Origin of the sequence: Streptosporangium sp. NPDC023963, from assembly GCF_040639135.1 — a bacterium.
GTDB lineage: Bacteria > Actinomycetota > Actinomycetes > Streptosporangiales > Streptosporangiaceae > Streptosporangium.
The window spans coordinates 19,971-46,270 of the sequence record NZ_JBEZZK010000014.1; the positions used below are offsets into that span (position 1 = coordinate 19,971).

General features: G+C 71.2%; 24 protein-coding genes. 9 read left to right on the forward strand and 15 right to left on the reverse strand.

Going from position 1 to position 26,300, the window contains the following annotated elements:
• Nucleotides 1-65: 65 nt before the first annotated feature.
• The 10 genes from AB0F88_RS32370 to AB0F88_RS32415 all read right to left on the reverse strand — a co-directional run bounded on the left by AB0F88_RS32370 (nucleotide 66) and on the right by AB0F88_RS32415 (nucleotide 6,046).
• The gene (locus AB0F88_RS32370) at nucleotides 66-329 is read right to left on the reverse strand and encodes a gas vesicle protein K (protein ID WP_362692768.1); all 264 of its coding nucleotides are present in this window, start codon (nucleotides 327-329) and stop codon (nucleotides 66-68) included.
• Between the two features lie 167 nt (nucleotides 330-496).
• Nucleotides 497-772, reverse strand: a complete 276-nt coding sequence (locus tag AB0F88_RS32375) for a gas vesicle protein (protein ID WP_362692771.1) — start codon at nucleotides 770-772, stop codon at nucleotides 497-499.
• On the reverse strand, nucleotides 762-1,556 hold the full coding sequence (locus AB0F88_RS32380; RefSeq protein WP_362692774.1) for a GvpL/GvpF family gas vesicle protein: 795 nt from the start codon (nucleotides 1,554-1,556) through the stop codon (nucleotides 762-764). The genes AB0F88_RS32375 and AB0F88_RS32380 overlap by 11 nt, the downstream gene beginning before the upstream one ends.
• The gene (locus tag AB0F88_RS32385; protein ID WP_362693275.1) at nucleotides 1,549-1,890 is read right to left on the reverse strand and encodes a gas vesicle protein; all 342 of its coding nucleotides are present in this window, start codon (nucleotides 1,888-1,890) and stop codon (nucleotides 1,549-1,551) included. Before AB0F88_RS32385 ends, AB0F88_RS32380 begins: the two co-directional genes overlap by 8 nt.
• 94 nt (nucleotides 1,891-1,984) lie before the next feature.
• Nucleotides 1,985-2,437: a gas vesicle protein GvpO gene (gene gvpO / locus AB0F88_RS32390; RefSeq protein WP_362692777.1), complete on the reverse strand. Its 453-nt coding sequence runs from the start codon at nucleotides 2,435-2,437 to the stop codon at nucleotides 1,985-1,987.
• A 45-nt stretch (nucleotides 2,438-2,482) separates the two neighbouring features.
• On the reverse strand, nucleotides 2,483-2,704 hold the full coding sequence (locus AB0F88_RS32395; protein WP_362692780.1) for a gas vesicle protein GvpG: 222 nt from the start codon (nucleotides 2,702-2,704) through the stop codon (nucleotides 2,483-2,485).
• 30 nt (nucleotides 2,705-2,734) lie between these two features.
• Nucleotides 2,735-3,664 (reverse strand): GvpL/GvpF family gas vesicle protein, encoded by a 930-nt coding sequence (locus AB0F88_RS32400; protein ID WP_362692784.1) that lies wholly within the window; start codon nucleotides 3,662-3,664, stop codon nucleotides 2,735-2,737.
• Complete coding sequence (gvpJ, locus tag AB0F88_RS32405; protein WP_362692787.1) at nucleotides 3,624-4,064, reverse strand: gas vesicle protein GvpJ; 441 nt, start codon at nucleotides 4,062-4,064, stop codon at nucleotides 3,624-3,626. Before gvpJ ends, AB0F88_RS32400 begins: the two co-directional genes overlap by 41 nt.
• A 36-nt stretch (nucleotides 4,065-4,100) precedes the next feature.
• Nucleotides 4,101-5,330 (reverse strand): SRPBCC family protein, encoded by a 1,230-nt coding sequence (locus AB0F88_RS32410; RefSeq protein ID WP_362692790.1) that lies wholly within the window; start codon nucleotides 5,328-5,330, stop codon nucleotides 4,101-4,103.
• A gap of 5 nt (nucleotides 5,331-5,335) precedes the next feature.
• Complete coding sequence (locus AB0F88_RS32415) at nucleotides 5,336-6,046, reverse strand: hypothetical protein (RefSeq protein ID WP_362692793.1); 711 nt, start codon at nucleotides 6,044-6,046, stop codon at nucleotides 5,336-5,338.
• Between the two features lie 1,050 nt (nucleotides 6,047-7,096).
• Between AB0F88_RS32415 and AB0F88_RS32420 the strand changes: the two genes are divergently transcribed.
• Both AB0F88_RS32420 and AB0F88_RS32425 read left to right on the forward strand, forming a co-directional pair.
• Nucleotides 7,097-7,789 carry a hypothetical protein gene (locus AB0F88_RS32420; protein WP_362692796.1) on the forward strand — a complete coding sequence of 231 codons (693 nt, stop codon included), beginning with the start codon at nucleotides 7,097-7,099 and terminating at the stop codon, nucleotides 7,787-7,789.
• Nucleotides 7,790-7,803: 14 nt separating this feature from the next.
• Complete coding sequence (locus AB0F88_RS32425) at nucleotides 7,804-10,770, forward strand: AAA family ATPase (protein ID WP_362692799.1); 2,967 nt, start codon at nucleotides 7,804-7,806, stop codon at nucleotides 10,768-10,770.
• Nucleotides 10,771-10,988: 218 nt separating this feature from the next.
• Here AB0F88_RS32425 and AB0F88_RS32430 read toward each other — a convergent pair whose 3' ends face one another.
• On the reverse strand, nucleotides 10,989-11,219 hold the full coding sequence (locus tag AB0F88_RS32430; RefSeq protein ID WP_362693278.1) for a DUF397 domain-containing protein: 231 nt from the start codon (nucleotides 11,217-11,219) through the stop codon (nucleotides 10,989-10,991).
• 33 nt (nucleotides 11,220-11,252) lie between these two features.
• Nucleotides 11,253-12,077 carry a helix-turn-helix transcriptional regulator gene (locus AB0F88_RS32435; RefSeq protein WP_362692802.1) on the reverse strand — a complete coding sequence of 275 codons (825 nt, stop codon included), beginning with the start codon at nucleotides 12,075-12,077 and terminating at the stop codon, nucleotides 11,253-11,255.
• A 192-nt stretch (nucleotides 12,078-12,269) separates the two neighbouring features.
• On the opposite strand from AB0F88_RS32435, the gene AB0F88_RS32440 reads away from it, so the two are divergent.
• Both AB0F88_RS32440 and AB0F88_RS32445 read left to right on the forward strand, forming a co-directional pair.
• Nucleotides 12,270-12,677 carry an ATP-binding protein gene (locus AB0F88_RS32440; protein ID WP_362692805.1) on the forward strand — a complete coding sequence of 136 codons (408 nt, stop codon included), beginning with the start codon at nucleotides 12,270-12,272 and terminating at the stop codon, nucleotides 12,675-12,677.
• A gap of 153 nt (nucleotides 12,678-12,830) precedes the next feature.
• On the forward strand, nucleotides 12,831-14,660 hold the full coding sequence (locus tag AB0F88_RS32445) for a M14 family zinc carboxypeptidase (protein ID WP_362692808.1): 1,830 nt from the start codon (nucleotides 12,831-12,833) through the stop codon (nucleotides 14,658-14,660).
• A 193-nt stretch (nucleotides 14,661-14,853) separates the two neighbouring features.
• On the opposite strand, the gene AB0F88_RS32450 is transcribed toward AB0F88_RS32445, so the two are convergent.
• The 3 genes from AB0F88_RS32450 to AB0F88_RS32460 form a co-directional block, all read right to left on the reverse strand.
• Nucleotides 14,854-15,663 (reverse strand): methyltransferase domain-containing protein, encoded by an 810-nt coding sequence (locus AB0F88_RS32450; RefSeq protein ID WP_362692811.1) that lies wholly within the window; start codon nucleotides 15,661-15,663, stop codon nucleotides 14,854-14,856.
• 232 nt (nucleotides 15,664-15,895) lie between these two features.
• Entirely contained in the window at nucleotides 15,896-17,431 is a 1,536-nt protein-coding gene (locus AB0F88_RS32455) for an aldehyde dehydrogenase family protein (RefSeq protein WP_362692814.1), read from the reverse strand.
• Nucleotides 17,432-17,618: 187 nt separating this feature from the next.
• Nucleotides 17,619-18,050 carry a cupin domain-containing protein gene (locus tag AB0F88_RS32460; RefSeq protein WP_362692817.1) on the reverse strand — a complete coding sequence of 144 codons (432 nt, stop codon included), beginning with the start codon at nucleotides 18,048-18,050 and terminating at the stop codon, nucleotides 17,619-17,621.
• Nucleotides 18,051-18,147: 97 nt separating this feature from the next.
• Here AB0F88_RS32460 and AB0F88_RS32465 point away from each other — a divergent pair, with 97 nt between their 5' ends.
• The 5 genes from AB0F88_RS32465 to AB0F88_RS32485 all read left to right on the forward strand — a co-directional run bounded on the left by AB0F88_RS32465 (nucleotide 18,148) and on the right by AB0F88_RS32485 (nucleotide 26,261).
• Nucleotides 18,148-19,740, forward strand: a complete 1,593-nt coding sequence (locus tag AB0F88_RS32465; RefSeq protein WP_362692820.1) for an SWIM zinc finger family protein — start codon at nucleotides 18,148-18,150, stop codon at nucleotides 19,738-19,740.
• Nucleotides 19,737-21,155, forward strand: a complete 1,419-nt coding sequence (locus tag AB0F88_RS32470; protein ID WP_362692823.1) for a DUF5691 domain-containing protein — start codon at nucleotides 19,737-19,739, stop codon at nucleotides 21,153-21,155. The genes AB0F88_RS32465 and AB0F88_RS32470 overlap by 4 nt, the downstream gene beginning before the upstream one ends.
• Nucleotides 21,155-22,222 carry an AAA family ATPase gene (locus tag AB0F88_RS32475; protein ID WP_362692826.1) on the forward strand — a complete coding sequence of 356 codons (1,068 nt, stop codon included), beginning with the start codon at nucleotides 21,155-21,157 and terminating at the stop codon, nucleotides 22,220-22,222. The genes AB0F88_RS32470 and AB0F88_RS32475 overlap by 1 nt, the downstream gene beginning before the upstream one ends.
• Nucleotides 22,223-22,417: 195 nt before the next feature.
• Nucleotides 22,418-25,108 (forward strand): DUF5682 family protein, encoded by a 2,691-nt coding sequence (locus tag AB0F88_RS32480; RefSeq protein ID WP_362692829.1) that lies wholly within the window; start codon nucleotides 22,418-22,420, stop codon nucleotides 25,106-25,108.
• A complete protein-coding gene (locus tag AB0F88_RS32485) occupies nucleotides 25,101-26,261 on the forward strand; it encodes a VWA domain-containing protein (RefSeq protein ID WP_362692832.1) in 1,161 nt (386 codons plus the stop codon). The genes AB0F88_RS32480 and AB0F88_RS32485 overlap by 8 nt, the downstream gene beginning before the upstream one ends.
• The last annotated feature ends 39 nt before the right edge of the window (nucleotides 26,262-26,300 follow it).

Consider the following 26,300-nt stretch of genomic DNA (forward strand, 5'->3'; position numbering starts at 1 on the left):
GGCCACGTCGCGCGTCCGGAGAACTCCGGAACTCCCGGCGGAGGTTCCGGGAGACGCGGTGGGTGTCAGTCGGTGGGCAGGAGGGTCCCCAGCGGCCCGAGGTCGAGGTTGAGGTCGGACGGCGAGAGCCCGAAGCGCTCGCACAGCTCGGTCATGGCCTCCTCGAGGCGCATCAGAGTCACGCCCAGCACCTCCACCTGCTCGTCCGACAGGTCCCCCTGGTCCATCCTGCGCACGCACTGGCGTTCCACCAGCTGCCGTATCAGCTCGACGAGGGTGAGCACGAGGCGGGTCAGGTCCCGTTCGACGGCCTCCGGGTCGGTGTTCACCCGCCACCGGACGGCCCGCGCCGGTCCTCGCGCGTTCCCTGCCGCGCCCGCGGGTGCGGTTCGCGTGACCTTGAACCTTCTCGCGGTGGGGCGCGGCCGCCCCCGGGGGACGCGAGGGTCCCCCGTGCCGCGGAGGTCCTCCGCGAGGGGGGCGCCGGGAAGGCGGTTCACGGCGGGCCCCCTTCCTCGGAGGCCCCGAGGAGGGTGACCGCACCGGGCGGCCGGGCGGACGGGATCGGGTCGGAGGCCCGTACGGAGGTGATCAGAGCGCGCAGGGAGATGCGGACGAGGTCGATGTCGGCGATGGACAGCACGAGGTCCCCGCTCACGACCACCCCGCCGGCCAGCAGCCGGTCGAGCAGGTCCACGAGTGCCACGCGCTCGGGGGGAACGCGTCCCTGGGCGGCGAGCTCGGCGCCTCGCGGGTGGTGGTCACGGGTCATCGGACGTCTCCGCGCGGGCCGGGCCGAGGTCCATCGAGGTGAAGGAGTACGGTGCCCAGGGGCCGGTGAGCTCCATCTCGATTCCCTGGCTCCGCAGCGAGTCGACGGCCGAGGTGAACTCCTCGCGGCGGTCCTCGGCGACGAGGTAGGCGCCGTTGAGCAGCATCATCTCCTCGCGGCCGGACAGTTGCGGGTCCTGCGGCCGGTGGCGGTGGCCGGCGACCGAGACGGACACCAGGGCGGCGTGGATGTCCTCGGCACGCCGCGCCGCCTGGCGCCAGGCGGCCTCCCGGCCGCGCAGGCTCGCCCGGCGGCGCTCCAGGTACGCCCTTCCCGGGCTGCCGGTCTCCGCGGGCGCCTCCTCGGCACGAGGGGCGTCCGTGCCCGGTTCGGCGTACGCCTTCACCCCCCACTCCCTGCACCCGGTGACGTGGGCGAGCACCTCGGTGAAGTCGTCGTGCCTGCGCCGGAGCAGGTCGTGGACCTGGTCCTCGGTGCTGTAGACCGTCACCAGCCGGACCGGGGCCGTGGGAGCCCCCTCCGCCACGGCCTCCACGACGCGGTTGTGGGCGCGGGCCGTCCCCCCGACCCAGTCCAGGTCCTCCAGGGAACGCCGCAGCGGCTCCTCGCCGAACTCCTCCAAAGGCACCGGGCTCACGTACGCGACCAGGCCCTGGTGGGTGATCGCGCGCACCGGCGCTCCGGCCACGCCCACCACGTGCTCCGGGAGGGCGCGGCCCACGTCCCGGGCGATCGCGTAGAGATACGTGCCCGCCTCAGGCATCGCGCTCCTCCCTCGGCCTCACGGCCCTTCTCGGCTCCCGGGCGTCGTCGGGCGGACGGGTGCCTTCGCCCCTGCCGAGGGAACGGCGCCGGGTGACCTGGCCGTCCTCCACGGTGGCCAGCCGCTCGCGCAGGACGCGGTTCTCCTCGACCAGGTCGCGATCGCGGGAGGTGAGCCACGGATCGTGTTCCCACCAGTCGATCCCCAGCTCCCGCGCCGTGTCGACCGAGGCGATGAGCAGGCGCAGCTTGATGGTGAGCAGCTCGATGTCCAGCAGGTTCACCCGGATGTCGCCCACGATCACCACACCCCTGTCGAGCACCCGCTCCAGGATGTCGGCGAGGTTGGCGGACGACTCCCGCCCGCCGGGCGTCCCCCCGCCGTAGGACCGGGGGAAGGCGCCGCCGGGGCGTGTCACGTCGGCCACGTCAGCCCGCCTCGCCGCTGTCCGCCCGGCCGCGCCTGTAACGCCTCGCCCTGCGGTACGACAACAGGTCGCCGGCGGGGTCCATCTCGACCTGGTAGAGCGACAGCATGTCGCCCGACGAGGGGACGTGACGGTCCTCGACGACCTCGACCTCGACCAGCCAGCCGTCCTCGGTCCGTCGCACCAGCGTCACCCCCTCCGTGTCCTTCGCGGTCAGGCCGACGATGTGCCGCAGCCCGGCCGCTCCGGCGGTCGCCGCCGACAGGGCGGGGGGACGCCGCCGCGTCTCCTTCGCGGGCTCGTCCTCGTCCTCGTCATCGGCCTCGTCTTCGTCGAGGTCCTCCTCGTCCAGGTCCTCCTCGTACGGTTCCTCGTCCTCGAAGGCCTCGTCACCGGCGGTCCTGTAGGAATCGTCGGCGGAGCGTTCCTCACGGGTTCTGCGCCTGACAGGCACGCGATCACTCCCCTCGTCGTCTCCGTACCGGTGCGGTCGTACCGGCTAATCGATCATCTCTGCGAGAATCCGTTCGGCCGCCGCGGCCTCCTCCTCCTCGGAGATCTCGCCGGAGGCCCTGGCCTCCGCCAGTTCCTCCAGACGGCGCCTGACCGCCGCGGGGCCCCGGATCTCCTGTTCGGCCTGCTCCTGAAGCAGCTCCGCGAGCCGGATCAGTCCGCGCAGCGGCGCGAGCGGCAGGCCGAGGATCAGCCCCAGCGGTTCCACGACCGATCACCTCCCTTCATGTCCTGACCTCTATGTCCTGACGAAGTCGTACGGTGCCAGCGGGCCGAGCAGGCGCAGCTCGACACGGCCGGCCCACCGGGTCCGGAACTCGTCGAGGGCCTCCTCGATCTCCGGCCGCCGGTCGGTGTCCGCGAGCAGGGCCACGTGGGCGGCGTCCTGCTCGTGGGTGGGCTCGCGCACGACGATGGAGACACAGAGCGGGTCGAAGGCGTCGACCAGCGCACCGGTGTCGGCCTCGCGCCTGGCCGCGATCGACATGTTGACCAGCTCTCCGAGCCGCATCCTCGCGTCCCACGTCACCTCCTCGGGCTGCCCGCGGATCGCGTCGCGCAGCCGCGCGATCTCCGGATCCTCGTCGAGGACCTCCCGCAGGACGGCCTGCTCGACATAGCGTCCCTTCACGACGTACTCCGCGCGTCCTTCCAGTTCGTTCAGCGTGGCGAGGAACTCGTCGTGGTGGGGGGCGAGCAGCTCGTCGACGACCGCCCGGGTGTCCGTCACCACCGCCCCGAAACGCAGGGGGAGTACCGGCACCTCCGCCGCTGTGGCGTCCAGCAGCCGCTCGTGGGCCATGAGATCGTCCGGCCTGCCGAGAGGGCGTTCGGTGGAGACGTCGCTCACCAGGGCGGCGATCTCTCCATGGGGCACCAGCTCGACCGTGTTCGGCGGGTCTCCCACCCCGCGGGTGCCCGGGGTCAGCTCCACGTCTGACGGAATGATCCCGTACACGTAGGTACCGGTCGCGCGCCCGGGGGCGCCGGGTCGTCCTGACCGGGCCGTGGCGGCCCGGTCAGCCCGGGCGGCCCGAGCGGTGTCGTGCCGTCCAGCCGTCTCGGGGACGTCGGTCCTGGGCCTGCCGGATCGGACCGTCCTCTGCTTTCCACTGGAACCGCGCATCTCACTCCTCCCTGCGCCGTCTGCGGCGGGGCGCCGGCTCATGCTCCTCGTCGGCCTCCTCGAACTCGTCCTCACCGGACTCGCCGCTCGTCAGGCCGCGGATCTTCTCCTCTGCCGTGTCCAGCAGCCCCTGCGTCGCGCCCTTGACCTTTTTCCTGCTACCGCTCTCCGTCATGTCCTCCACCAGCTCCGGCAGCCCCTTCTGGTTGCCGGTCTGGGTGAGGTCGAGGCGGTTGACGGCCTCGGCGAAGCGCAGATAGGTGTCGACGCTGGCCACCACGACGCGCGCGTCGACCGTCAGCAGCTCGATCCCGACCAGGGAGACCCTGACGTAGGCGTCGATCACGAGTCCCTTGTCGAGGATCGTGTCGATGACGTCGACCAGTCCCGATGAGGACCCGTGGCCGCCGGCCCCGCCGCCCGAAGGTTGGACGATGGTCATGGCGTCTCCTCCCTGATGTCCCCGTGACCTCCCCGGTCACGTACGACTTGCCGCCTTGCGGCGGGCGGGGCGCTTGGGCGCCGCCTCCTTCGCGTTCTTGGGACCTACGGCGCTGCGGCGCTGTGACGGGCGCCTGGGCGGCTTCTCCTCCTCCTCTTCCTCCTCCTCGTCGGCCGCGCGTTCTCCTTCGGGCTCCTCTTCCTCCATCTCGTCCTCGTCTTCTTCCTCGTCCTCGTCGGCCGCGCGTTCCGCTTCGGGCTCCTCTTCCTCCTCTTCCTCCTCCTCGAATTCGTCCTCCTCCTCGGGCTCCTCCTCCTCGGGCTCCTCCTCCTCGGGCTCCTCCTCCTCGGGCTCCTCGTCTTCGGCCTCGCCGTTCTCGGGGCGTCCGGTCTCCTCCTCGGAGTCCTTCTCGGCCTTCTCCCTTTCCTCCTCCTCGCGGAGTGCCGTCTCCTGGTCCTTGACGACCTCGCTGTCGCGGATCTCGCCGCGCCACCCCTCCAGCTCGTCGGGATGCAGGAGCACCCGGCTCATGACGTGCCGCCGGAAGTGCTTGAGTTCGAGGCGCGCGCGCCTGCCCTGGGCGCGCCACAGGTTGCCGGTGCGCTCGAAGAGGCCCTGCGGGTAGTACTCCAGGACGAGCAGGATCCGGGTGAGCTCGGGGGCGATCTCGTGGAAGGTCACGGCGCCGTCGACGTGGCCCTTCTGCCCCTTCGACCGCCAGATGATCCGCTTGTCCGGCAGCTGTTCGAGGATCGTCGACTCCCAGACCCGGCGGGACCAGAAGACCTTCGCCGTCCACTCCAGTTTCTCGTCGGACTTCTGCTCGACGCCCTCGACCTTCTTCATGAAGCTCGAGAAGTCGCCGAACTGGGTCCACTGGTCGTAGACGACACGTAGGGGGGCGCCGACGTCGATCGTCTCGATGATGTTGATCATCTTCAGCTTCCCGCTCTGGCCGCCCTTTCCGCCCCCCGTGAGCTTCTTGGCCAGGCCGCCGACCGCCATCTTTCCCAGCCCCTTCACCATGCCTCCGGCGATCGCCGTCTTGGGGTGTTTGGAGCCGGTCAGCGCGCTGATCAGACTGGACCCGCCGCTTCCGGCGTAGTCGGTCAGCCGGCTTGTCACCCCTTCGACCTTTCCGCTCACCGACGACAGAGCCCGCTCCCCGAGGGCTCCCATGAGGTTCTGAAACTCCTGGCTGATCCGGTTGGCGGGTGGCTCGTCGCCGCCCTTACGGTCGGGACGCTTCTTCGAGGTCTCGGCCATCAAGGTCACCCCCGTGCCCTGGCGGGCGTCGGCTTGGTGCGGGAAGAGGTCGATGCCCTCCGAGAGGGGGGCCGGCGCTTGGCCCTGGGCCGCGGCTCTTCGTCCTCTTCGTCCTCTTCCTCTGCTTCGTCCTCCTCGTCGCCAGAGGCCTGCGGTGCCTTCCGGGTGGGCTTGGCCGCGCTACGGCGCCCGGAGGAGGCGGGACGTCTGCGGACCGGCGGGGCTTCCTCCTCGTCCTCTTCCTCGTCCTCCTGCTCCTCCTCGTCCGTCTCCGGCTCGTATTCGTCCTCTTCCTCTTCCTCCCGCCGGGCCTTCCTGCGGGACAGGATGCCCTTTATGCGCCCGCGGCGCCCCTTGGGCTCCTCGCCTTCCTCGCCCTCCTCGGGCTCCTCTCCCAGGTCCTCCAGCGGGTTGCGCAGGGACTCCGCCCGGTCGTGAAGCCTGGTGCTCAGCGAGTCGATCTGCCTGCTCACCGCGGCCTTGGCTGCGGCCTTGCTCGCGTCCACGAGATCGCCCCGGACGCTTTCGGTGATCTTCGCCAGTTCGGGGGAGGAGCTGAGCACCTTCAGTCCCTGCTGGAGAAGGTCGCCCTGGCCGGCGCTCAACCGGCCGGTCGCTCCGGCGGCGGCCAGTGCCATCGCCAGCCGTAGCTTCTGGCGCCGCCCCAGGAGGTAGCCGCCGGCTACGGCGAGGGCTATTCGTACTTCATTGTTCACGATCATCACTCCTTGTCGACTGTCTTGTCGTGCGCTCCACCTCCCTGAGGGGTTTTCACCGGCACATCGCTGAGGAAGGCGGCAGTGATGATTTTTGATGCCCTTTCTTTTAAGGGCATCAAAAGTCATTATATTTTCTAGGCTGCATACCCCCATACCCCGAAGAAGCTGAATAAAGGTATATATAGGTAAAAAAGTAACAAAAGGGGCATTGCTCTGGTAGGGGATGTCCGCGAGTTCTTTCACGTCCCCTGTCAGGGTGGGCGCGCCGGCGTGGGGCGGGTGGAGGGAATGGCCGCCCGAGCTCGGCGGCCCGGTCGCCGAGGGTCCGCGACCCCGCAGGGAGGCCGTCGATCACTGGCGGTCGTGGTCTCGACCGGCGGTCACGACTCGCGGTCGGCTTGTGTGATTTTACTGCTGAACATTATTCATCGTTACCATTAACGCAGAAGGGAATGGGTAAGCGAGTTATTCGCTGATTTATGTGTTGGCGAGGCGGTGTCCTCCGCGTTCGCGCCGCCAGGAGATCCCGCCGTTCCTCACCGGTCCTGGATCCGGGCCTTCCCCGCCCCGCTCCCGCCCTGGGTCATCTCCCTTCCGGCCTCGGCCCCGGTCCCCTTTTCTCCTCGCCCCGCCGCGACCGGAGTCCGGTCCCTTTCCGCTCCGGCCGCTACCGGTGTCCGGTCCCCTTCCGGGCGGGGACGGCCGGAGCCCGGCCCGGGGCCGCTCGGGAGTGTCGCGAGGGCGTGGCCGGTGGCCCCGCGCCGGTGCCGGCCCGCTCACGACACGGTTCGGCGCGCGGTGCGGTCCGGAAGTCGTCCGGCCCGGAGAAAAGGCGGAGAGAAGGCCCGCCCGGCCTCTGTTCCGAGGCGGAGGTTGAGGGTTCAATGATGTCGGGAATCCAACAACGGCACTGTGTAACAAGCGAAGCCGGGTTCCCGGAAAGATTTGGTCAATTTTTCGCAGATTGAGGGAGTCGAAAGAGGAGAGAGTCGCCTGAAAAACGGGCACAACCACCTCGTTAACCCGTAAAGCGGAGGTATAGCCCTGGTGAAAAGATCAAGGGCCGGGTTCGCCGTGGTGGCTGTGGCGGTCGTCTCCGCCATGGTCGGCGGGCTCACGGGATGCGCACGTGCCGAGTTCACCTACGTCCGCCACGACGACGGGCAGACGTACTTCAAGGTTCCGGCGACCTGGCGGAAGGTCGACCAGGCGGCGCTGGACAAGGCGACCATCGGGGCCGATCCGGAATCGGCCACCGCGCGGCTGCGCAAGCAGCTCATCTGGTCGGCCGCCTACGACGCCCACGCCGAGCCGTCCGCCGACCACCTTCTCGGCTACGGCACCGGAGACGAGCCGTTCGTCTTCGCCCGGATCGCCAAGCTCCTCCCCGAGGAGCAGGACTCGCTGTCCCTGAACACCATGCGCAACTCCGTCCTGCCCGTCACCGAGACGGTGCGCAAGGAGTACGCGCAGATCCCCGGTTATCCGTTGCGGGACTTCGAGCTGCTCGCCGACGAGGTGCTCCAGCCGGGAGACGGCCTGCGCGGGGTGCACGTGCGGTTCAACTACGCGATCCAGGGGGCCGGGACCGAGACCTTCGACCTCACCTCCTACCTGGCCCAGGACGGCAAGCAGGTCTCCACCCTGCTGATCCGCTGCTCGGCCGCCTGCTACCGGAAGCGCGCCGGGGAGTTCGAGAAGATCGCGCAATCTTTCAAGGTCAAGCGGCTCGCCGGGTGAGGAGAAGCCCGTCCATGAAGTCACCTCCACCGCCTCCCAACTTCGAAGGACTCCGGGCCCCCGGTTCCGGTCCGACGGATCCGCATCCCGACAAGCGCAAGAAGATGCCGTTCTGGGACCGGATCAAATTCCTGCTCATTCTTACGATCATCTATTTCATTCTGGTGTGGAGTGAGATGGCCTCGTACGAGGGCATCATCACGTTCCGGGATGCGATGATCAACACCGCGATCGCGGCGCCGTGGATCTTCTGGCTCCTCGGGGCCGAGTTCCTGCGGCAACTCCACTTCTTCGTCAGCGAGCGGTCCGCCGGATACAACCGGTTCTGGACGCGAAGCGTTTTCGGCGGCTTCGAGCGCTGGACCCACCGCCGCTTCTCCGACTGGAACCGCTTCAGGATGGCACGTGCCATCAAGTGGGTGTTCTGGATCGCGGTGCTCGCCCTCATCCTCGGCGAGGTGCTGGACACCTCCCCGGCGCTCGCGCTGTTCCAGGCGCCGGCGCTGCTCTGGCAGGCGCTGCCGTACGTGGCGCAGCTCGCCTTCGCGTTCTTCTTCATCGCCTTCCAGTTCATCGGCCTGTTCTGGCTGCTGTCGCGGGGCGGCGTGGAGACGTACTTCCCCGACGACATCAAGACCCGCTTCACCGACGTCTGGGGCCAGGACCACGTCGTCGAGCGGGTCAAGGAGAACATCGTCTTCCTGGAGAGGCCGGACGCGATCGAGGAGCGCGGCGGTTACGTGCCCAGCGGCCTGCTGCTGTGGGGCCCGCCGGGCACCGGCAAGACCCTGATGGCCGAGGCCGTGGCCGGGGAGACCGGCAAGCCGTACGTGTTCGTCGACCCCGGCGCGTTCGTCAACATGTTCATGGGCATCGGCATCCTGAAGGTGAAGTCGCTGTTCAGGAAGCTGCGCAAGCTCTCGCTGCGGTACGGCGGCGTGATCGTCTTCTTCGACGAGGCCGACTCCCTCGGCAAGCGCGGCTCGCTGGCGCAGCAGGGGCCCAGGGGCGGTCCCGGGTTCTCGCCGCACACCACCGGATGCCACGGCTTCGGCTACCTCAGCGAGGACACCCGGTGGCTGCTGACCCGCCAGGGGGCGGCCGAGCCGAAGGAACCCGACACCGGCCGCAGCCGCTTCATGATGGGCGGCATGGGCGGGGGCGGCGGCGACCCGGGCACGCTGCAGGCGCTGCTCACCGAGCTGTCCGGCCTGAAGAAGCCGAGGGGCATCGTCAACCGGCACGTGCGAAGGCTCTTCGGCATGCGGCCCAAGCCGCCGCCGAAGTACCGGATCCTGGTCATGATGGCCACCAACATGCCCAACTCGCTGGACGAGGCGCTGCTGCGGCCGGGCCGCATCGACCGCATCTACAAGGTGGGCTACCCGTCGAAGGCGGGCCGGGTCCGCACCTACCGCGGCTACTTCGACAAGGTCGACCACGAGCTGACCGAGGCACAGCTGGACAAGCTGGCGACGATCACGCCCTACGCCACCGGTGCCACGATCAAGGACCTGGTGAACGAGTCGCTGATCACCGCGATCCGCGACGGCCGGGAGACCATCACCTGGTCGGACGTGACCCGCGCCAAGCGGCTCAAGCAGCTCGGGCCGCCCGAGGACGTGGAGTACATCGAGCGCGAGCGGCACGCCGTGGCCGTGCACGAGGCCTGCCACGCCGTGGCGGCGTACCGCACCCGCTACCACCTCGAGATCGACATCGCCACGATCGAGAAGGGCGCCGACTACCTCGGCATGGTCGCGAGCATCAAGCCCGAGGACCAGTTCACCCGCTGGAAGTCCGAGCACGAGGCCGACATCATGGTCTCGCTCGCCTCCCTGGCGGGGGAGCGGATGTTCTTCGGCGAGGACAACTCCTCCGGTGTCTCCGGCGACCTGTTCTCCGCGACGTACCTCACCGCGCTGATGGAGGCGCACTGGGGCATGGGCCGCGGGGTGACCTCGGTGCCCGCGCTGCAGGAGCTGGAGATCATGGGCGGCAAGTCGATGCCCAAGCCCGGCGGCGGGGGCATCGGCTTCACCAAGGCGCCGGGCGGCGGCCAGCCGCTCGCCCCCGACGTGCTGGGCGAGCGCATCGAGTTCAACCTGGTGGGCCTGCTGGAGCGGACCGAGGAGCTGCTGCGCGAGCACCGGCGGGACGTCCTGTGCCTGGCGCACGCGCTGGAGGCGCACAAGACGCTCAACGGCGACGACGTGGTCGCGATCCTGGAACGCGGGCGGGGGCCGTTGCTCGACGGCTCCGTCTACGCCTCGGACGACTTCTACGCCGAGATCGAGGAGTATCACCTGGAGGCGGCGCGGGCGCACCGCGAGCACAGCCACGTGGCGCGCGCCCTGCCCGTCCCGCCGGCCCTGCCCCGGCTCGAACCCGCCGCGGTCATCCACGGCGCGGTGCTCACGGGCAACGGTCACGGTTCCACGGTGTCGAGCACGGTGCGGAACACGATGCCGGGCACGGTGTCGCCCGCTGTGTCCCCGGCGTCCCCGGCGTCCCCGGCGTCCCCGGCGTCCCCGGCCGAACCCGACTTCGTGCCCTGGGGCGACGACGCCCCGGTGCGCCGCCCGTCGCCGCAGCCGCCGCCCGCGCCGCCGCCCGCCGCCCCCGCGACGCGCGGCGGGAAACTGCGGACGGTTCTCGTGATCGCGGCCAGCCTGGCCGCGCTGGCGGCCTTCACGGCACTGGGCACCTACGTGCTCAACGGCGGGACGGTCGCGCCGGGCCGGACGGGCTCGCCGGATTCCGGCACGCTCATGGTGGTGTTCGCCGCCGTGCTGGCGGCGATCGTGGGGGCGGCGATCGTGGCGGCGGTCACCCGGGGGGCGCAGGCGGCCAGGGTCAGGGCCGAGGCCCAGCGGGACAGCGCCGTGGAACGGGCCCAGCTGCTCGCCGCGGCGATGGACCCCGAGATCGCCATGCGGATCCTCGGCTACAACGGCAACGACGAACGGCCCCCGCGTTGAGGTTTCCCGACGGGCGAGAGGCGCCGGGAAACGAGAGGGCGACGAACAACGGACGACGGGTGACGGATGACGGACGGACGACGGTTGACGGACGACGAGTGACGGACGGACGACGAGTGACGGACGGATGACGAGCACAGCCCGCCGGGCCGGGGCCGCGGGCGGGCTGTGGCCGGAGGTTCCGGGGAGACCGTGAGGCTGGTCTCCCCGGAGGTCCGTCAGTCGAACTCGCCGTCCTTCACACCGCCGACGAAGGCGTCCCACTCGCTCCGGGTGAACGCCAGCGCCGGGCCGCCCGGATCCTTGGAGTCGCGGACGAGATACAGCTGGTCGGCGTCCGCCTTGTGCCTGGCGACCACAGGGTCACCGGGGACGACCGCCACCTCCACGCAGTTGCCTCCGTTGGTGCTGCGGCCGCTCTTGCGCCACTGGGCGCCGGACAGATCCATCGTGGACCCTCGCACTTTTTCTTCCTTCTACGGCTAGGGGGAGGAAAACCTTCTCGCCATCTGGGCGATGAAGGCTGCCGAGGCCTCCTGACTGAGAGCCATGGCGCAGAGGCTCTCGAACATGGAGGCGTATCGGCGGACTTGCTCGGGGTCGTCCGGCACGCTCCCGCTCGCGGCCTGCTCCAGGTAGAGCAGGTCGGGAGCCTCGGGTTCGGGGAAGCTGAGCAGGCAGAACTGGCCGTCCATCGCGGGATGGGCCCCCGCGGAGAACGGGACGACCCGTATCTCCACGTTGGGCAGTCCGCCGAGGTGGACGAGGTGCTCCAGCTGCTCCGACATGATGTCGCGTCCGCCGATCCGACGCCGGATCACCGCTTCGTCGAGCACGGCGACGAGGTGGATCGGGTCACCGGGTCCGTGCAGCAACCGCTGACGCGAGATGCGCACGGAGACCGTCTCCTCGACCTTGGAGGGGGTCTGCACTACTGAGGTCGCCTCGGTCACAGCGCGTGCGTACGGTTCGGTCTGCATCAGGCCGGGGACGACGAGCGGCTCGTACGAGCGCACGAGCGACGCCTCCGCCTCGAGCCCGATGTAGGAGTCGAAACCGGGTTTCAGGGTCTCGCGGTGGGGGTGCCACCAGCCCCGCCTCCTGGCTTCGACGGCCATCTGGATCAGGGAGTCTCGAGCCTCCCCGGTCACGCCGTACACCTCGGTGAGGGCCGACACGTCCGAGGGGCGAGGCCGGGACAGGCCCGTCTCGTACCTCCAGACGGTGGTGTCGGTGGAGCCGATCCGCTCGGCCACCTCCACCCGCGTCAGCCCGCTGTCCTTTCGCAGACGGCTCAGCTCAGCCATCAGACGGCGATGACGGGCCGTGGGGCTGCGTCGAGAAGCCACGCATCTACCTCCCTCCGTCCTTTGATAGCAAATCTGCGGAATCCCAACATGAGGTATTGCAGTCCTTGATAGAACAGTTCACCGTGAGTGAGTGTGCCATCTCACAGGGCGATGTGCATGGAATATGCGTGTCAGGGAGTGAGGTCAATCATGACGACCGGACGGCGGGCCGTCTCACCTCGATCAACGGTCACCCTCAAAGGGGTTCCGGAGTCGGTGTCGGTGGCGCGGAGCCGGGTCAGGGAGCTCCTCGGTGAGGGGCACCCCGCGTCCGACGACGTCGTCCTCCTGGTGAGCGAGGTGGTGACGAACTCGGTGCTCCACTCCGGTTCCGGAGGGGGCGGCGAGGTCGCGATGACGGTGGCGGTGGGATCGGCCGCGGTGCTGGTCGAGGTCTGCGACGCAGGGTCCGGGGCGTCGGCGCCGCACGTGCGCAACGACCCGGAGGCGGAGGGCGGGCGGGGCATGTTCCTGGTGGATCTGCTCGCCGACAGCTGGGGCATTCAGGACGGCGCCCCCGAGGGATCCAGGACGCTCTGGTTCGAGGTCGGTTTCTGAATCCGGCCTTGTTTCCGACCGGCCTTCTGCTCGGGCGCGAAGTCGCATTCCCGCCGCTCCCAAAATTTGGGCCTTTGCTAATCAACGCCGCTGTCTGACTCTCGGTGGAGGCGCGCGACAAAACCCTAGAGTGCGTGCCTGAGGAGGACGCAGGTGAGACGCCGTCTGATCGTGGTGTTCGCCGCCCTGGCGCTGTTGTGCCTCGGTGTGACCGGGGCGGGAGCCTCGGCCGAGCCACAACCGAACAGCCAGTACAAGGTCCAGGGGCCGAGCACCGCCCAGCAGCGAAGCGCGGTGGCCGCCACCGGCGCCGCGATCGACCAGGTCGACCCCGACTCGGTCGTGATCACCGCCAACGAGGACGAAGTCGCCGCGATCAAGAAGCTCGGCTACACCGTCACGAGGATCCCCAGGTCGTTATCCCCGACCGGGCCGGAGCGGCGCTCCGACTTCCCGTCGGCGGATTCCGGCTACCACAACTACGCCGAGATGACCGCCGCGGTGAACCAGATCGTCGCCGACCACCCGACGATCGCCCGCAAGATCAGCTACGGCACCTCGTACGAGGGACGCGACCTGATCGCCGTCAAGATCAGCGACAACGTCGCCACGGACGAGAACGAACCCGAGGTGCTGTTCACCCACCACCAGCACGCCCGCGAGCACCTGACCGTCGAGATGGCGATCTACCTACTCAACCTGTTCACCGACGGGTACGCCACCGACAGCCGCATCGCCAACCTGGTCAACGGCCGCGAGATCTGGATCATGCCGGACCTCAACCCCGACGGCGGCGAGTACGACATCGCCACGGGCTCCTACCGCTCCTGGCGCAAGAACCGCCAGCCCAACTCCGGCTCCTCGGCCGTGGGCACCGACATGAACCGCAACTGGGGCTACAACTGGGGCTGCTGCGGCGGCTCCTCCGGCTCCGCCTCCAGCGACACCTACCGGGGCTCGGCGGCCGAGTCGGCCCCCGAGGTCAGGGCGGTGGCCAACTGGGTGCGCAGCCGGGTCGTCGGCGGCGTGCAGCAGATCAAGGCGCACATCGACTGGCACACCTACAGCGAGCTGATCCTGTGGCCGTACGGCTACACCTTCAACGACACCGGCCCCGGCCTGACCCAGGACGACCGCGACGCCCACGCGGCCCTGGGCCAGAACATGGCCTCCACCAACAACTACACCCCCCAGCAGGCCAGCGACCTCTACATCACCGACGGCACGATCGACGACTGGCTGTGGGGCGTCTACAAGATCTTCAGCTACACCTTCGAGATGTACCCGGTCAGCTCCTCGCCGGGCTTCTACCCCCCTGACGAGCAGATCGTCCCGCAGACCACCCGCAACCGGGAGGCCACGCTGCGCTTCCTGGAATACGCCGACTGCGTCTACCGGATCATCGGCAAGGAGTCGCAGTACTGCGGCACCGGCACCCCGCCGGTGACCGTCTACTCCGACGAGTTCGAGACGGCGACCGGCTGGACGACCAACCCGTCCGGCACCGACACCGCCACCTCCGGCCTGTGGGAGCGCGGCGACCCGGCGGCCACCACCTCCAGCGGCGCCAAGCAGCTCGGCACCACCGTCAGCGGCACCAACGACCTGGTCACCGGCAGGCTCGCGGGCTCCGCGGCGGGCGACCACGACATCGACGGAGGCATCACCAGCATCCGGTCACCGGCCATCACCCTGCCGTCGACCGGGACGCTGAACCTGTCGCTGTCGTGGTATCTGGCGCACGGTTCCAACGCCTCCAGCGCCGACTTCTTCCGGGTGAAGGTCGTCGGCTCCACCACCACCCAGGTGTTCCAGCAGCTCGGCGCGGCCTCCAACCGCAACGGCGCCTGGGCCGTGGCCACGGCCGACCTCTCCGCCTTCGCGGGACAGAGCGTCCGGATCCTGATCGAGGCCGGTGACGCCTCCGGCGCCTCCCTGGTCGAGGCCGGGGTCGACAACGTCAAGATCACCCAGCAGCCCTGATCCTCCCTCGGGGCGTCTCCACCGGGGGCGCCCCGAGCCACCCGCCACCCCTCCCTCTCACCGGAACCCCGAGAGCCCCGGGAACTCCGGAGATCCCGGGTCGCGCAGGAGTCCGGGGGAGCGGGGGAGCCTGGAGGAACCGTGGTGGCGGGGCCCGCGAGGCCCCGGGGTTCAGGCGCGGCGGCTCAGGGGTTCAGACGCGGCAGATCAGCTCGCCGTGGAGCAGCGACAGCCAGCCGTCCGGCTCCCCGGCCCAGGCCCGCCAGCCCTCCGAGATACGGCGCAGGTCCTCCTGGGCTGCGGCGCCCGAGGCGAGCGCCTGGCCGGCCATGTCGGACTCCAGGATCCGCTCGGCCCACATGCCGCCCCACCACGCGCGGTCGTCGGGAGTGGCGAAGCACCAGGTCGAGGAGGTGGCCGAGACGTCGGTGAACCCGGCCGCGTGCGCCCACGACAGCAGTCGCCGTGCCGCGTCGGGTTCGCCGCCGTTGGCCCTTGCCACCCTCTGGTACAGGTCCATCCACTCGTCCAGCTCGGGTGTCTCGGGGAACCAGGCGAACGCGGCGTAGTCGCTGTCGCGCACCGCGACGATCCCGCCCGCCCTGCAGACCCGCCGCATCTCGCGCAACGCCCGGACCGGGTCGCCGACGTGCTGCAGCACCTGGTGGGCATGGACGACGTCGAAGGTGTCGTCGGGAAACTCCAGCGCGTGCGTGTCCGCCACGGCGAACGTGATGTCGGAGCGCCCGCGCCGCGCCGCCTCCGCGCGGGCCGGCCCGAGTGCCGCCTCGGTGATGTCGACCGCGGTGACCGCGCCGGGCGCGATCCGCTCCGCCAGGTCGACGGTGATGGTGCCCGGCCCGCAGCCCACGTCCAGCAGCGTCATGCCCGGCCTCAGGTGCGGCAGGAGATGGGCCGCCGAGTTCTCCGCCGTACGCCACCTGTGGGATTTGAGCACGGACTCGTGGTGCCCGTGCGTGTAGACGGCGTCTTTGCCGGTCATGGAGTCCTCCCCTTCTCGTCACGCTGGTCGGACCATAACATGAGTCTCATATATCAAGAAAAATTGTCTCAACATATGGTCGATATTGATGTGGCGGGAACCGCCGGCGAGGAGCGCCAGGGGCGTACGGCGGGCCGATGGCGGCATGTGCGACCGGTTCCAGGCGATGTCGGGAACGTCAGGAACGCCGGCGTCGCCAGGGGTGTCGAAGGCGTCGGAGACGTCGGAGACTTCAGAGGCGGAAGTCCAGGTCGGGGACGATCTCGGCGACGTCCATCTGAGCCTTCTGGAGCCTGCCCGAATGGTCCCAGTTCATCGCCTGCCATCGGGTGAACTGGTCGAGGACCCACATTCCCGACTGGCGGCTGCCGTTGCCCGACTTGCCGTTGCCGCCGAAGGGCAGGTGGGCCTCCGCGCCGGAGGTGGAGTTGTTGACGCTGACCATGCCCGCGCCGATGCCCTCGCGGAAGCGGAAGGCCGACGCCGGGTCGGTGGTGTAGATGGACGAGGAGAGCCCGTAACCGGGAAGGTTGGCCAGGTCGACGGCCTCGTCCAGCGTGCCGAAGGGCGTCACGCCGACGATGGGACCGAAGGTCTCCTCCAGGAAGAGCCGGTCGCCGGGACGGACGCCGTCCACGACCACCGGGTGGTAGTAGAGGCCGCCCTCGCCGGTGAAGTCACCGCGCGGGTTGTCCGGGGTGATGCGGCCGACGGGACCGGAGACGACCGTGTGGTGCGGCTGGATCCAGCCCAGATACTCCTCGTAACGCGAGGCGAATTTCCGGTCGAGCAGCGGCCCGCACAGCACGTCCCCCGCGGGGTCGCCGACCGCGGCCCCGGCCACGGCGTGTGCGTACCGGCGGAGGAACTCGTCGTGGACGCTCTCGTGCACGATCACCGTGCCGAGCGACGTGCAACGCTGCCCGGCGGTGCCGAAGCCGGCGAACAGGGCACCCTCCACGGCGAGGTCGAGGTCGGCGTCGGGCATGACCACCATCGGGTTCTTGCCGCCCAACTCCAGGCAGGGGGACTGCAGGTGGCGCCCGCACAGCTCGCCGACGCGGCGGCCCACCTCGGTGGAGCCGGTGAACCCGACCTTGTGCACCGTGCCCTCGGCCAGCGCCGCCTCCAGGCCCTCGAACGTCGCGGCACCGTCGGCGAGGACCAGGTTCAGCACGCCGTCGGGCAGACCGGCCGCGGTGAACAGCCGGTAGAGCGCGTGCGCGGAGGCCGCCGCGTACTCGGCGGGCTTCCACACCACCGCGTTGCCGCACAACAGCGCCGGGACGAGGTACCACGACGGCACCGCGACCGGGAAGTTGCCCGCGGTGATCACCGCGGCCGTCCCCACGGGAACCCGGAAGGTGAACAGGTTCTTGTCCGGCATCTCCGAGGGAACCGTCTGCCCGTACAGCCGCCTGCCCTCGCCGAGGAAGAAGTCGCACGTGTCGACGATCTCGCGTACCTCGCCCAGCGCCTCGGCGTACGGCTTGCCGATCTCGCGGGTGACCAGGCGGGCCAGCTCTTCCGCGTTGGCCTCCACCAGGCGTCCGATCGAGGCGATCACCCGTCCCCGGACGGGCGCGGGGACCCGCGCCCACTCCCGCTGCGCGGTGGCGGCCGTGCGGCACGCGGAGGAGAACGTGCTCGCGTCCGCCAGCCGGACCCGCGCCACCACCTCGTCCACGCGAGCCGGGTTGACCGACTCGTACGCAGTGCCGCTGGACGTTTCTTTTCCGCCGATGACGGAGACGATCTCGCTGGTCACCTTCGACCTCCCGGTGTGGACCTGTGACCGCATTCTCCCCGCGCAGGGGGAGGCCGTCACATCGGCCGGGGGGCGTTCGCGTCGTTTCCCCCGACGGCCCGGCCGTCACGCCGGACGTCACGGTGTCCAGCGAGTCGTCCGCGTGTCGTCCAGCGAGTCGTCCGTCACGTCATCCGTACGCCGTCCGTCAGACCATCCGGAAGTCGGCGAAGTCGAAACCGGGGGACACGACGCAGCTCACCAGCACGCCCTCGGCCCCGGCCGGGCGGGCGGCCTGCCAGGTGCCGCCGGGCACCACGGCCTGGAGGACCTGCCCCTCCTCCACCAGCGGCCCCAGGGTCACGGTGCCGGAGGGCTGGCCCTCGTGACCGCCGAGGATCAGCGTCAGCGGGCCGCCCCGGTGCCAGAACCACACCTCGTCGGAGGCGACCACGTGCGGGCGCGACTCCTCGCCCGGCTCCAGCAGGAAGTAGATCCCGGTGGCGGTGGCCCGTGTGCCGGCGTACCCGGGCGGGGTGAGGTCGACGGAGGTCTTCCAGGTCTCGCGGAACCAGCCGCCCTCGGGGTGCGGCAGCAGGTCAAGGGCCTCGGCGAGCGGAGGACGCGAAGGGGTCGTCATCGCACCGATTCTAGGGACCCGGTTCCGGAGGGCGTACCGTGGGGCGGCTGTTGAGGACGGGCCCGGATTTGTCGGCGGGGTTGGCTAGGTTCGGTCCGTGATCGAACGGTGGAACCGGGATCAGGTGCTGGCGCTCGCCCCCGACGCCTCGTCCCAGAAAGCGGCCCGCGGAATCTCCGCCCCCGGCAAGTGGTCGGGGTCAGGAGCCACCGCCGACGCGGTGTGGGGCGAGTGCGCGGGCAGCGGCTCCAAGCCCTACCGGACGTGTGTCGACCTGTCCGAGCCCGCCTACCGGTGCAGCTGCCCCAGCAGGAAGTTCCCGTGCAAGCACGCTCTCGGCCTGCTGCTCCTGTGGTCGGCCGACGGTGTCCCCGCGGCCGGGGAGCCCGCCGACTGGGTGGGCGAGTGGCTCGACGGGCGGCGCGGCCGCGCGGCCAGGGCCGCGGAGGCGGGGACGGCCCGCGCCGCCAGGGCCGCCGAGCCCGGTCCCGCCGACGGCCGCCGGGCCGCGCAGCGCGAGCAGCGGGTGACCGCGGGGCTGTCGGATCTGGAGCGCTGGCTCGCCGATCAGATCAGGCAGGGCATCGCCGGGTCACGGCGCCACGACCTGTGGGACGACCTGGTCAAGCGCCTGGTCGACGCCCAGGCGCCCGCCGTCGCGGGCTCGCTGTCCCGCCTTGGCACCGTGCTGGACGGCGACGACTGGCCCGCTCGCCTGCTCGGCGAGTACGCGCTGCTGCACCTGCTCTGCGTGGCCCACCGCCGGCTCTCCCTCCCGGACGGCGACGGGGCCGGTTCTCAGGGGGGAGACCGTTCTCAGGGGGTGGACCTGGAAACGGCTCCCGCCGGGCTTCTCGAAAGGGTGCGCGACCGGATCGGCTTCCCGGTGACGAAGGAGGAGGTGCTGGCCCGCGGTGCCGTCCGCGACCGGTGGGACGTGCTGGGACGGCGCGACGAGGAGCACGATCGGCTGATCGCGCGCCGGGTCTGGCTTCGCGGGCGCGCGACGGGCCGGGCGGCCCTGGTGCTCTCCTTCGCCCCGGTCGGGCAGGCTCTCGACGCCTCGCTCGTCACCGGCACGACCATCGACGCCGACCTGGCGTTCTATCCCGGTTCGGCCCCGCTGCGCGCGGTGGTCGCCGCCCGTCACGATTCCGCTCGCCGTGACGCCGTCCGGCACGGTGCCGCTCATCATGACCCCGTCCTGGACGATCCCGCCGGGGACGAACACCTCGGCGACGACGCCGTCCGGGATGAACCCGCAGGCGATGGCGCCCCCCGCCACCATGACGACCGCCACCATGACGACCGCCATCATGACGACCGCCATCATGACGACCGCCATCATGACGACCGCCACCATGACGACCGCCACCACGGCGCCCCGGCCGGGCCGCCGCCCGGCTCGACCGTCGAGCAGGCCCTCGACGAGGTGGCCGAGGCCCTGGCCGGTGACCCCTGGCTCGACTCCTGGCCGCTCGTGCTGGCGGGGGTGACTCCCGCGGGGAGCGGTTCGCGGCTCCTGGCCGGACCCTCCGGCGGGCTGCCGATCCACCCGTCCGCGGGCACCCCGTGGCGGCTGGTCGCCACCTCCGGCGGTCACCCGCTGACCGTCGCCGTCGAATGGACCCCGAGGGGACTGCGTCCCCTCACGACCTGGGACGAGGAAGGCCGGGTGATCGTCCTGTGAGCACCTCCGCCGAATGGGAGGACCTGGTGTCCGCCGCGCTCGTCGGGACCGACCGGCGCCCCCTGCCCGGTCAGGGGGCGAGCGAGGTCGAGCTGCTCGGGCGCGCGGCCGTGCACACGCTGCGGACGCGCGCCGGGCGGAGGCCGGTCGTCCCGGCCGAGCCGCCCGCCGTCGCGGCCCCCGAGGAGCAGCCCGCGGTCTCACGCGCCGCGGGCGACCGGCTCGCCCGCATCCTCGGCGGTGAGCAGCCGAGGCTGCTCACCGAGTGGCTGGAGACCGCGGCCGCGCGCGGCTACCGCCTCTCGCCGCACCTGCTGCCCGAGCTCCTCGACCACGCGGCCAAGGACCGGTCGATCCGCCCGCACCTCGGGGTCCTGGCCGGAAACCGGGGACGCTGGCTGGCGGGACTGAACCCGGCGTGGGGCTTCCTGCTGGAGGAGGTCACCGGGGTCGCCGGCACCGGCTCCGGCTCCGGCGGGGCCTCCCAGGTCTGGGAGTTCGGCACCTCCGGTGACCGCCGCGTCCACCTGGGAGCGCTGCGGGCGGCCGACCCGGCCGGGGCCAGGGAGCTGCTCGCCGCCACCTGGGAGAAGGAGACACCCGACGACCGGGCGGCGTTCCTGGAGGTCCTCGTCACCGGGCTCTCACCCGACGACGAGCCGTTCCTGGAGGCCGCCCTCGACGACCGCCGCCGCGAGGTCCGCCACCGGGCCGCCGACCTGCTCACCCGGCTGCCCGGATCATGCCTGGCCCTGCGGATGGCCGAGCGGGCCGCCCGGTACGTCACCGTCGTCGGCGACGAGATCCACGTCGACCCGCCGGTGGCCTGCGACAGCGCCCTGGAGCGCGACGGCGTCCGGGCCAAGGCGCCCCGGGGGATCGGCGAACGGAGCTGGTGGCTGCAGCAGACCGTGGCCCGCACCCCGCTCGGGGTCTGGCCCTCGCTGCTCGGACGGCCGCCCGGCGAGCTCGTCCGATTGAAGATCGTCGACTGGGGTCGCGAGGTCATGGCCGGCTGGGTCAGGGCCTCGGTCCTCCAGGGCGATCCTGAGTGGGCGCTGGAGCTCTTCACCTGGGATCCGCTCGCCGACCTGCTGGCCGCGCTGCCCCCCGAAAAGCAGGAGGTCGTCGCCGCCGACTTCGTCCGGTGGCACGGCCTGGACGGTCAGCTGATCATGGTTCTCGGCGGGGCCGCGGCCCCGTGGGGGCCCACCCTGGCCAGGGCCGTCCTCCAGAAGATCATCGATGTCTCCGGCACCCAGCCGTGGAACCTCGGGGAGCTGGTCAAGCTCGCCGGCGAACGCATCGACCCCACCCTGCACGGCCTGGCCGGACGGCTCTCGCCGGAGCCGCCCATCCAGGAGGTCGCCGCCCTCCTGCGTTTCCGTGACGACATGCTGAAGGAGCTCACGTAGTGACAACGGTTCTGCGGGCCCATGCCGAAGACCAGTACGCCGAGGAGCTGGCGATCCTGGCCAAGGGCGACGATCGCCCCCGCCCGCCCGGGTGGAAGCTGTCTCCCTGGGCGGTGACCGCCTACGTCCTCGGCGACGGGGACCAGATCACCCCCAAGTACATCGGGCCGCGGCGCATCGTCGAGGTGGCCGTGGCGACGCTCGCCACCGACCGCGCGCTGCTGCTGCTCGGCGTGCCCGGCACCGCCAAGACCTGGTTGTCCGAGCACCTGGCCGCCGCGATCAGCGGTGACTCCACCCTCCTGGTGCAGGGCACGGCGGGCACCGCGGAGGAGGCCGTCCGCTACGGCTGGAACTACGCCAGGCTGCTGGCCGAGGGCCCGTCCATGGAGGCGCTCACGCCGAGCCCGGTGATGCGGGCGATGGCCGAGGGGCGGCTCGCCCGCGTGGAGGAGCTGACCCGCATGCCCTCCGACGTCCAGGACGCGCTGATCACCGTGCTGTCGGAGAAGACGCTGCCGATCCCCGAGCTCAACCGGGAGGTCCAGGCCTCACGCGGTTTCAACATCATCGCCACCGCCAACGACCGGGATCGCGGCGTCAACGACCTGTCGAGCGCGCTGCGCCGCCGGTTCAACACCGTCGTACTGCCGGTTCCCGCCACCGCGGAGGAGGAGGTGGACATCGTCTCCCGGCGGGTCGGCCAGCTCGGCCGCTCCCTGGAGCTGCCCGAGACCCTCACCGGCCTGGAGGAGATCCGCCGCGTCGTCACGGTCTTCAGGGAACTGCGCACCGGCGTCACCGAGGACGGCCGTACCAAGGTCAAGTCCCCCAGCGGGACGCTCAGCACCGCCGAGGCCATCTCCGTCCTCACCAACGGCATCGCCCTGGCCGCGCACTTCGGGGACGGGGTGCTCCGCCCCTCCGACGTGGCGGCCGGCATCGTCGGCGCCGTGATCCAGGACCCGGTCTCCGACCGCGTCGTCTGGCGCGAATACCTGGAGACCGTGGTGCGCGAGCGCCAGGACTGGCGCGACTTCTACCGGGCCTGCCGTGACGCGGGCTGAGGCGGCGGCCCCCGGGACGGGCGCGCTCCCGGTCCCTGCGCTCCCGGCCTCTGTGTTTCCGGCCTCTGTGTTTCCGGCCCTTGCAATTTCGGCCCCCGCTTTCCCGATCCCCGCGATCTCGGCGTCCACGTTCTCGGCGCCGGTGTCGCCGGTGCCGCCGGTGACGATGGTTCCCCGGGCGGGAGGGGGACGCGGATGAGCGTCTCCGTGCTGGGCATCCGGCACCACGGCCCGGGGTCGGCGAGGTCCCTGCGCGACGAGCTCGAACGTCTCAAGCCGGACGTCGTGCTCATCGAGGGCCCGCCCGAGGCCGACGAGCTGGTCGCGCTGGCTCATGACCCCGACCTCCAGCCGCCGGTCGCGTTGCTCGCCCACGTGCCGGGGGAGCCGTCCACGGCCGCGTTCTGGCCGTTCGCGGTGTTCTCGCCCGAGTGGCAGGCGATCCGTCACGCCGTCGCGGCGGGCGTCCCGGTCCGGTTCTGCGACCTGCCGGCCGTGCACAGCCTCGCCTCCCGTCCCGGCGCGAGCGGTCACCCCGAGCCGGGAGAGACGAACGACGGACCTGCGGCGCACCCCGAGGGGGAGGCGCCGGAGGGTGCCGGGGAGCGGGGACCGGACGCGAAGGCCCCCGGCTCTCAGGATGAGGCCACCGATGGTGAGAAAGAGGGCGACACGGACGACGCCGCCCCGGAGGCCGTACGGATCGACCCGATCGGGGCCCTCGCCCGCGCCGCCGGGTACGACGACCCGGAGCGGTGGTGGGAGGACGCGGTCGAGCACCGTGGCGACACCCCGTTCCACATGATCGCCCAGGCCATGGAGGCCGTCCGCGAGGGGCACGTCGCCGACGAGTACGAGGCGCGGCGCGAGGCCTTCATGCGTCGCACGATCCGCAGGGCGGTCAAGGACGGGTTCGAGCGGATCGTCGTGGTCTGCGGGGCCTGGCACGTCCCCGCGCTGGCCGGCACGGCGCGTGAGGGCGCGCCGTGGGGGGCCGGGCTGCCCACCGTGAAGGCCGACGACGCGCTGCTCAGGGGTCTGCCCAAGGTCAGGGCCGAGATGACCTGGGTGCCGTGGACGTACGGGCGGCTGGCCGCCTGGAGCGGGTACGGCGCGGGGGTGACCTCCCCGGGCTGGTACCACCACCTGTTCGCCTCCCCCGACCGGCCGGTCGAGCGGTGGCTGACCGGGGCGGCCGGGGTGCTCCGCGAGGAGGACCTGCCGGTCTCCTCCGCGCACGTCATCGAGGCGGTACGGCTCGCGGAGAGCCTGGCCGTGCTCAGGGGGCGGCCGCTGGCCGGGCTGGCGGAGGTCACCGAGGCGGTCAGGGCGGTGCTGTGCGAGGGCGACGACCTGCCGGTGGAGCTGATCCAGCGGCGCATGGTGGTGGGGGAGCGGCTCGGCCAGGTGCCCGACGCCACCCCGATGGTCCCTCTCCAGCGCCACCTGCGCGAGGAGCAGCGGCGGGTGAAACTCAAACCCGAGGCGCTCGACCGGGAGTACGACCTCGACCTGCGCAAACCTCTCGACCTGGAGCGCAGCAGGCTGCTGCACCGGCTGCGCCTGCTCGGCGTCGACTGGGGCACGCCCCGCGAGAGCAGGAGCAAGGGCACCTTCCGTGAGTCGTGGTCGCTCGCCTGGCGGCCCGAGTTCGACATCGACCTGATCGAGGCGGGCGCCTGGGGCACGACCGTCCCCGCCGCGGCCGCCGCCCGCGTCCGCGACCTCGCCGACGGGGGAGGGACGTCCGGCCCGGCCACCCGGAGCCGGGCGCCCGGCGGGACGTCCGGTCCGGGAGGAGGCGGTCCGGGGGCGGCCGGTCCTGGAGGGAGCGGTCCTGGAGGGAGCGGGCCGGCCGGACGTGGAGGGCCCGGCGGCACGTCCGGCGGCGCCACGCTGGCCGGGCTCACCGGCCTGGTGGAGCGCTGCCTGCTCGCCGACCTGCCGGAGGCGCTGCCGCACGTGCTCGACGCACTGTCGGCGCGGGCCGCGCTCGACGGTGACGTCACGCACCTGATGGCCGCGCTCCCCGCGATGGTCCGCGCCCAGCGCTACGGCGACGTGCGCGGCACCCCCGCCACCGGCCTGGTCACCATCGTCGAGGCCATGCTCACCAGGATCTGCGTCGGCCTCGGCGGGGCCGTCACCGGTCTCGACGACGACGCCGCCCGCGACCTGATCCGCCACATCGACGCCGTCCACGCCGCCGTCGCCCTCCTCGACACCGGACCCGCCCGCCCGGCCGGTTCCCGTGCCCTCGGTGGTCCCGGGGAAATCGACGGTTCCGGGGAAGGGGACGTGTCCGAGGGAGCGGGCGCGGGCGGCTCGCGAGTCCCGGGAGGTCCGGCCGGTTCCGGGGAGGAGACGCCGCAGGACCGGTGGCTGGTGGCGCTGCGCGGTGCCTCCGGCCGCGCCGACCTGCACGGGCTCATCGAGGGACGGCTCACCAGGATCCTGCTGGACGCCGCCGACCTCGACACGGACGAGGTGGGACGGCGGATGTCGCGGGCGATGTCGGCAGGACACCCACCGGCCAGGGCGGCCGCCTGGATCGAGGGGTTCCTGTCCGGGGGCGGGCTGCTGCTCGTACACGACTCCCGGTTGCTCGGGCTGGTCGACGAGTGGCTCACCGGGCTCGCCCCGGAGACCTTCGTCGACGTGCTGCCCCTGCTCCGCAGGACGTTCGGAGCCTTCGCCGCCCCGGAGCGGCGCTCGATCGGCTCGCGCGTCCGTTCCCTGGAGGCGGGCGCCGGCGGCCCGGCGCCGGACGCGGAGGACTTCGACGAGGAGCGCGCGGCGGCGGCCGTGCGGACCGTGCTGACGATTCTGGGACCGGCGACCGCGGGCCCGGCGATTGCGGGAAGGACGGGCAGCGCCGATGGATGAGAGGCTCCGCCGATGGCGGATGGTCCTGGGCGGGGACGCCGACGGCACCGGGTGCTCGCTGTCCGGGACCGACGCCCAGATGGACGCCGCGCTGGCCGCGCTGTACAACGGCGGCGAGGGCGGCGAGGGCTCAGCCGAGCGGAGCGGGGGCCTGGGCGCCTCCGCGCCCAGGGTGGCGCGCTGGCTGGGCGACATCCGCTCCTATTTCCCCTCGACCGTCGTCCAGGTCATGCAGAAGGACGCCGTCGACCGGCTGAACCTGACCCGGTTGCTGATGGAGCCGGAGATGCTGGACGCGGTCGAGCCGGACGTCCACATGGTCGGCACGCTTTTGTCGCTCAACCGGGTGATGCCCGAGAAGGCACGCGAGTCGGCCAGGGCGCTGGTGCGCAAGGTCGTCTCCGAGCTGGAGCGCAAACTCGTGCAGAAGACGAAGGCCGCCGTGACCGGTGCCCTGGACCGCTCGGCCAGGACCCACCGGCCCAAGCGGGCCGCCGACATCGACTGGGACCGTACGATCCGGGCCAATCTGAAGAACTACCTGCCCGAGCGCAACACCGTGATCCCGTCGAGGCTGGTCGGATACGGCAGGCGGCAGCGGGCCGTCCAGCGCGAGGTCGTGCTCTGCATCGACCAGAGCGGGTCGATGGCCGCCTCCGTCGTCTATTCGAGCGTCTTCGGCGCGGTGCTCGCCTCGATGAGCTCGCTGAGGACCTCGCTGGTCGTCTTCGACACGGCGGTCGTCGATCTCACCGACCAGCTCCACGACCCGGTGGAGCTGCTGTTCGGCACCCAGCTCGGCGGCGGCACCGACATCAACCGGGCCATCGCCTACGGCCAGGGTCTCATCACCCGCCCCAACGACTCGATCTTCATCCTGATCAGCGACCTCTACGAGGGTGGCGTGCGGGAGGAGATGCTCCGCAGGGTCGCCCAGATGACCGCGGCCGGTGTCCAGGTGATCGTGCTGCTCGCGCTCTCCGACGAGGGCGCGCCCTTCTACGACCACGACAACGCCGCGGCGCTCGCGGCCATGGGGGTGCCCGCCTTCGCCTGCACTCCCGACGCCTTCCCCGACCTGATGGCCGCGGCGATCGAGCGCCGCGACATCGGCCAGTGGGCCGAGCGCCGGCTGGAGCGCGCCGTCACCTGATCCCGTCCCGGCGAGGGCGGCAGGGCCACGGGGGCCTGC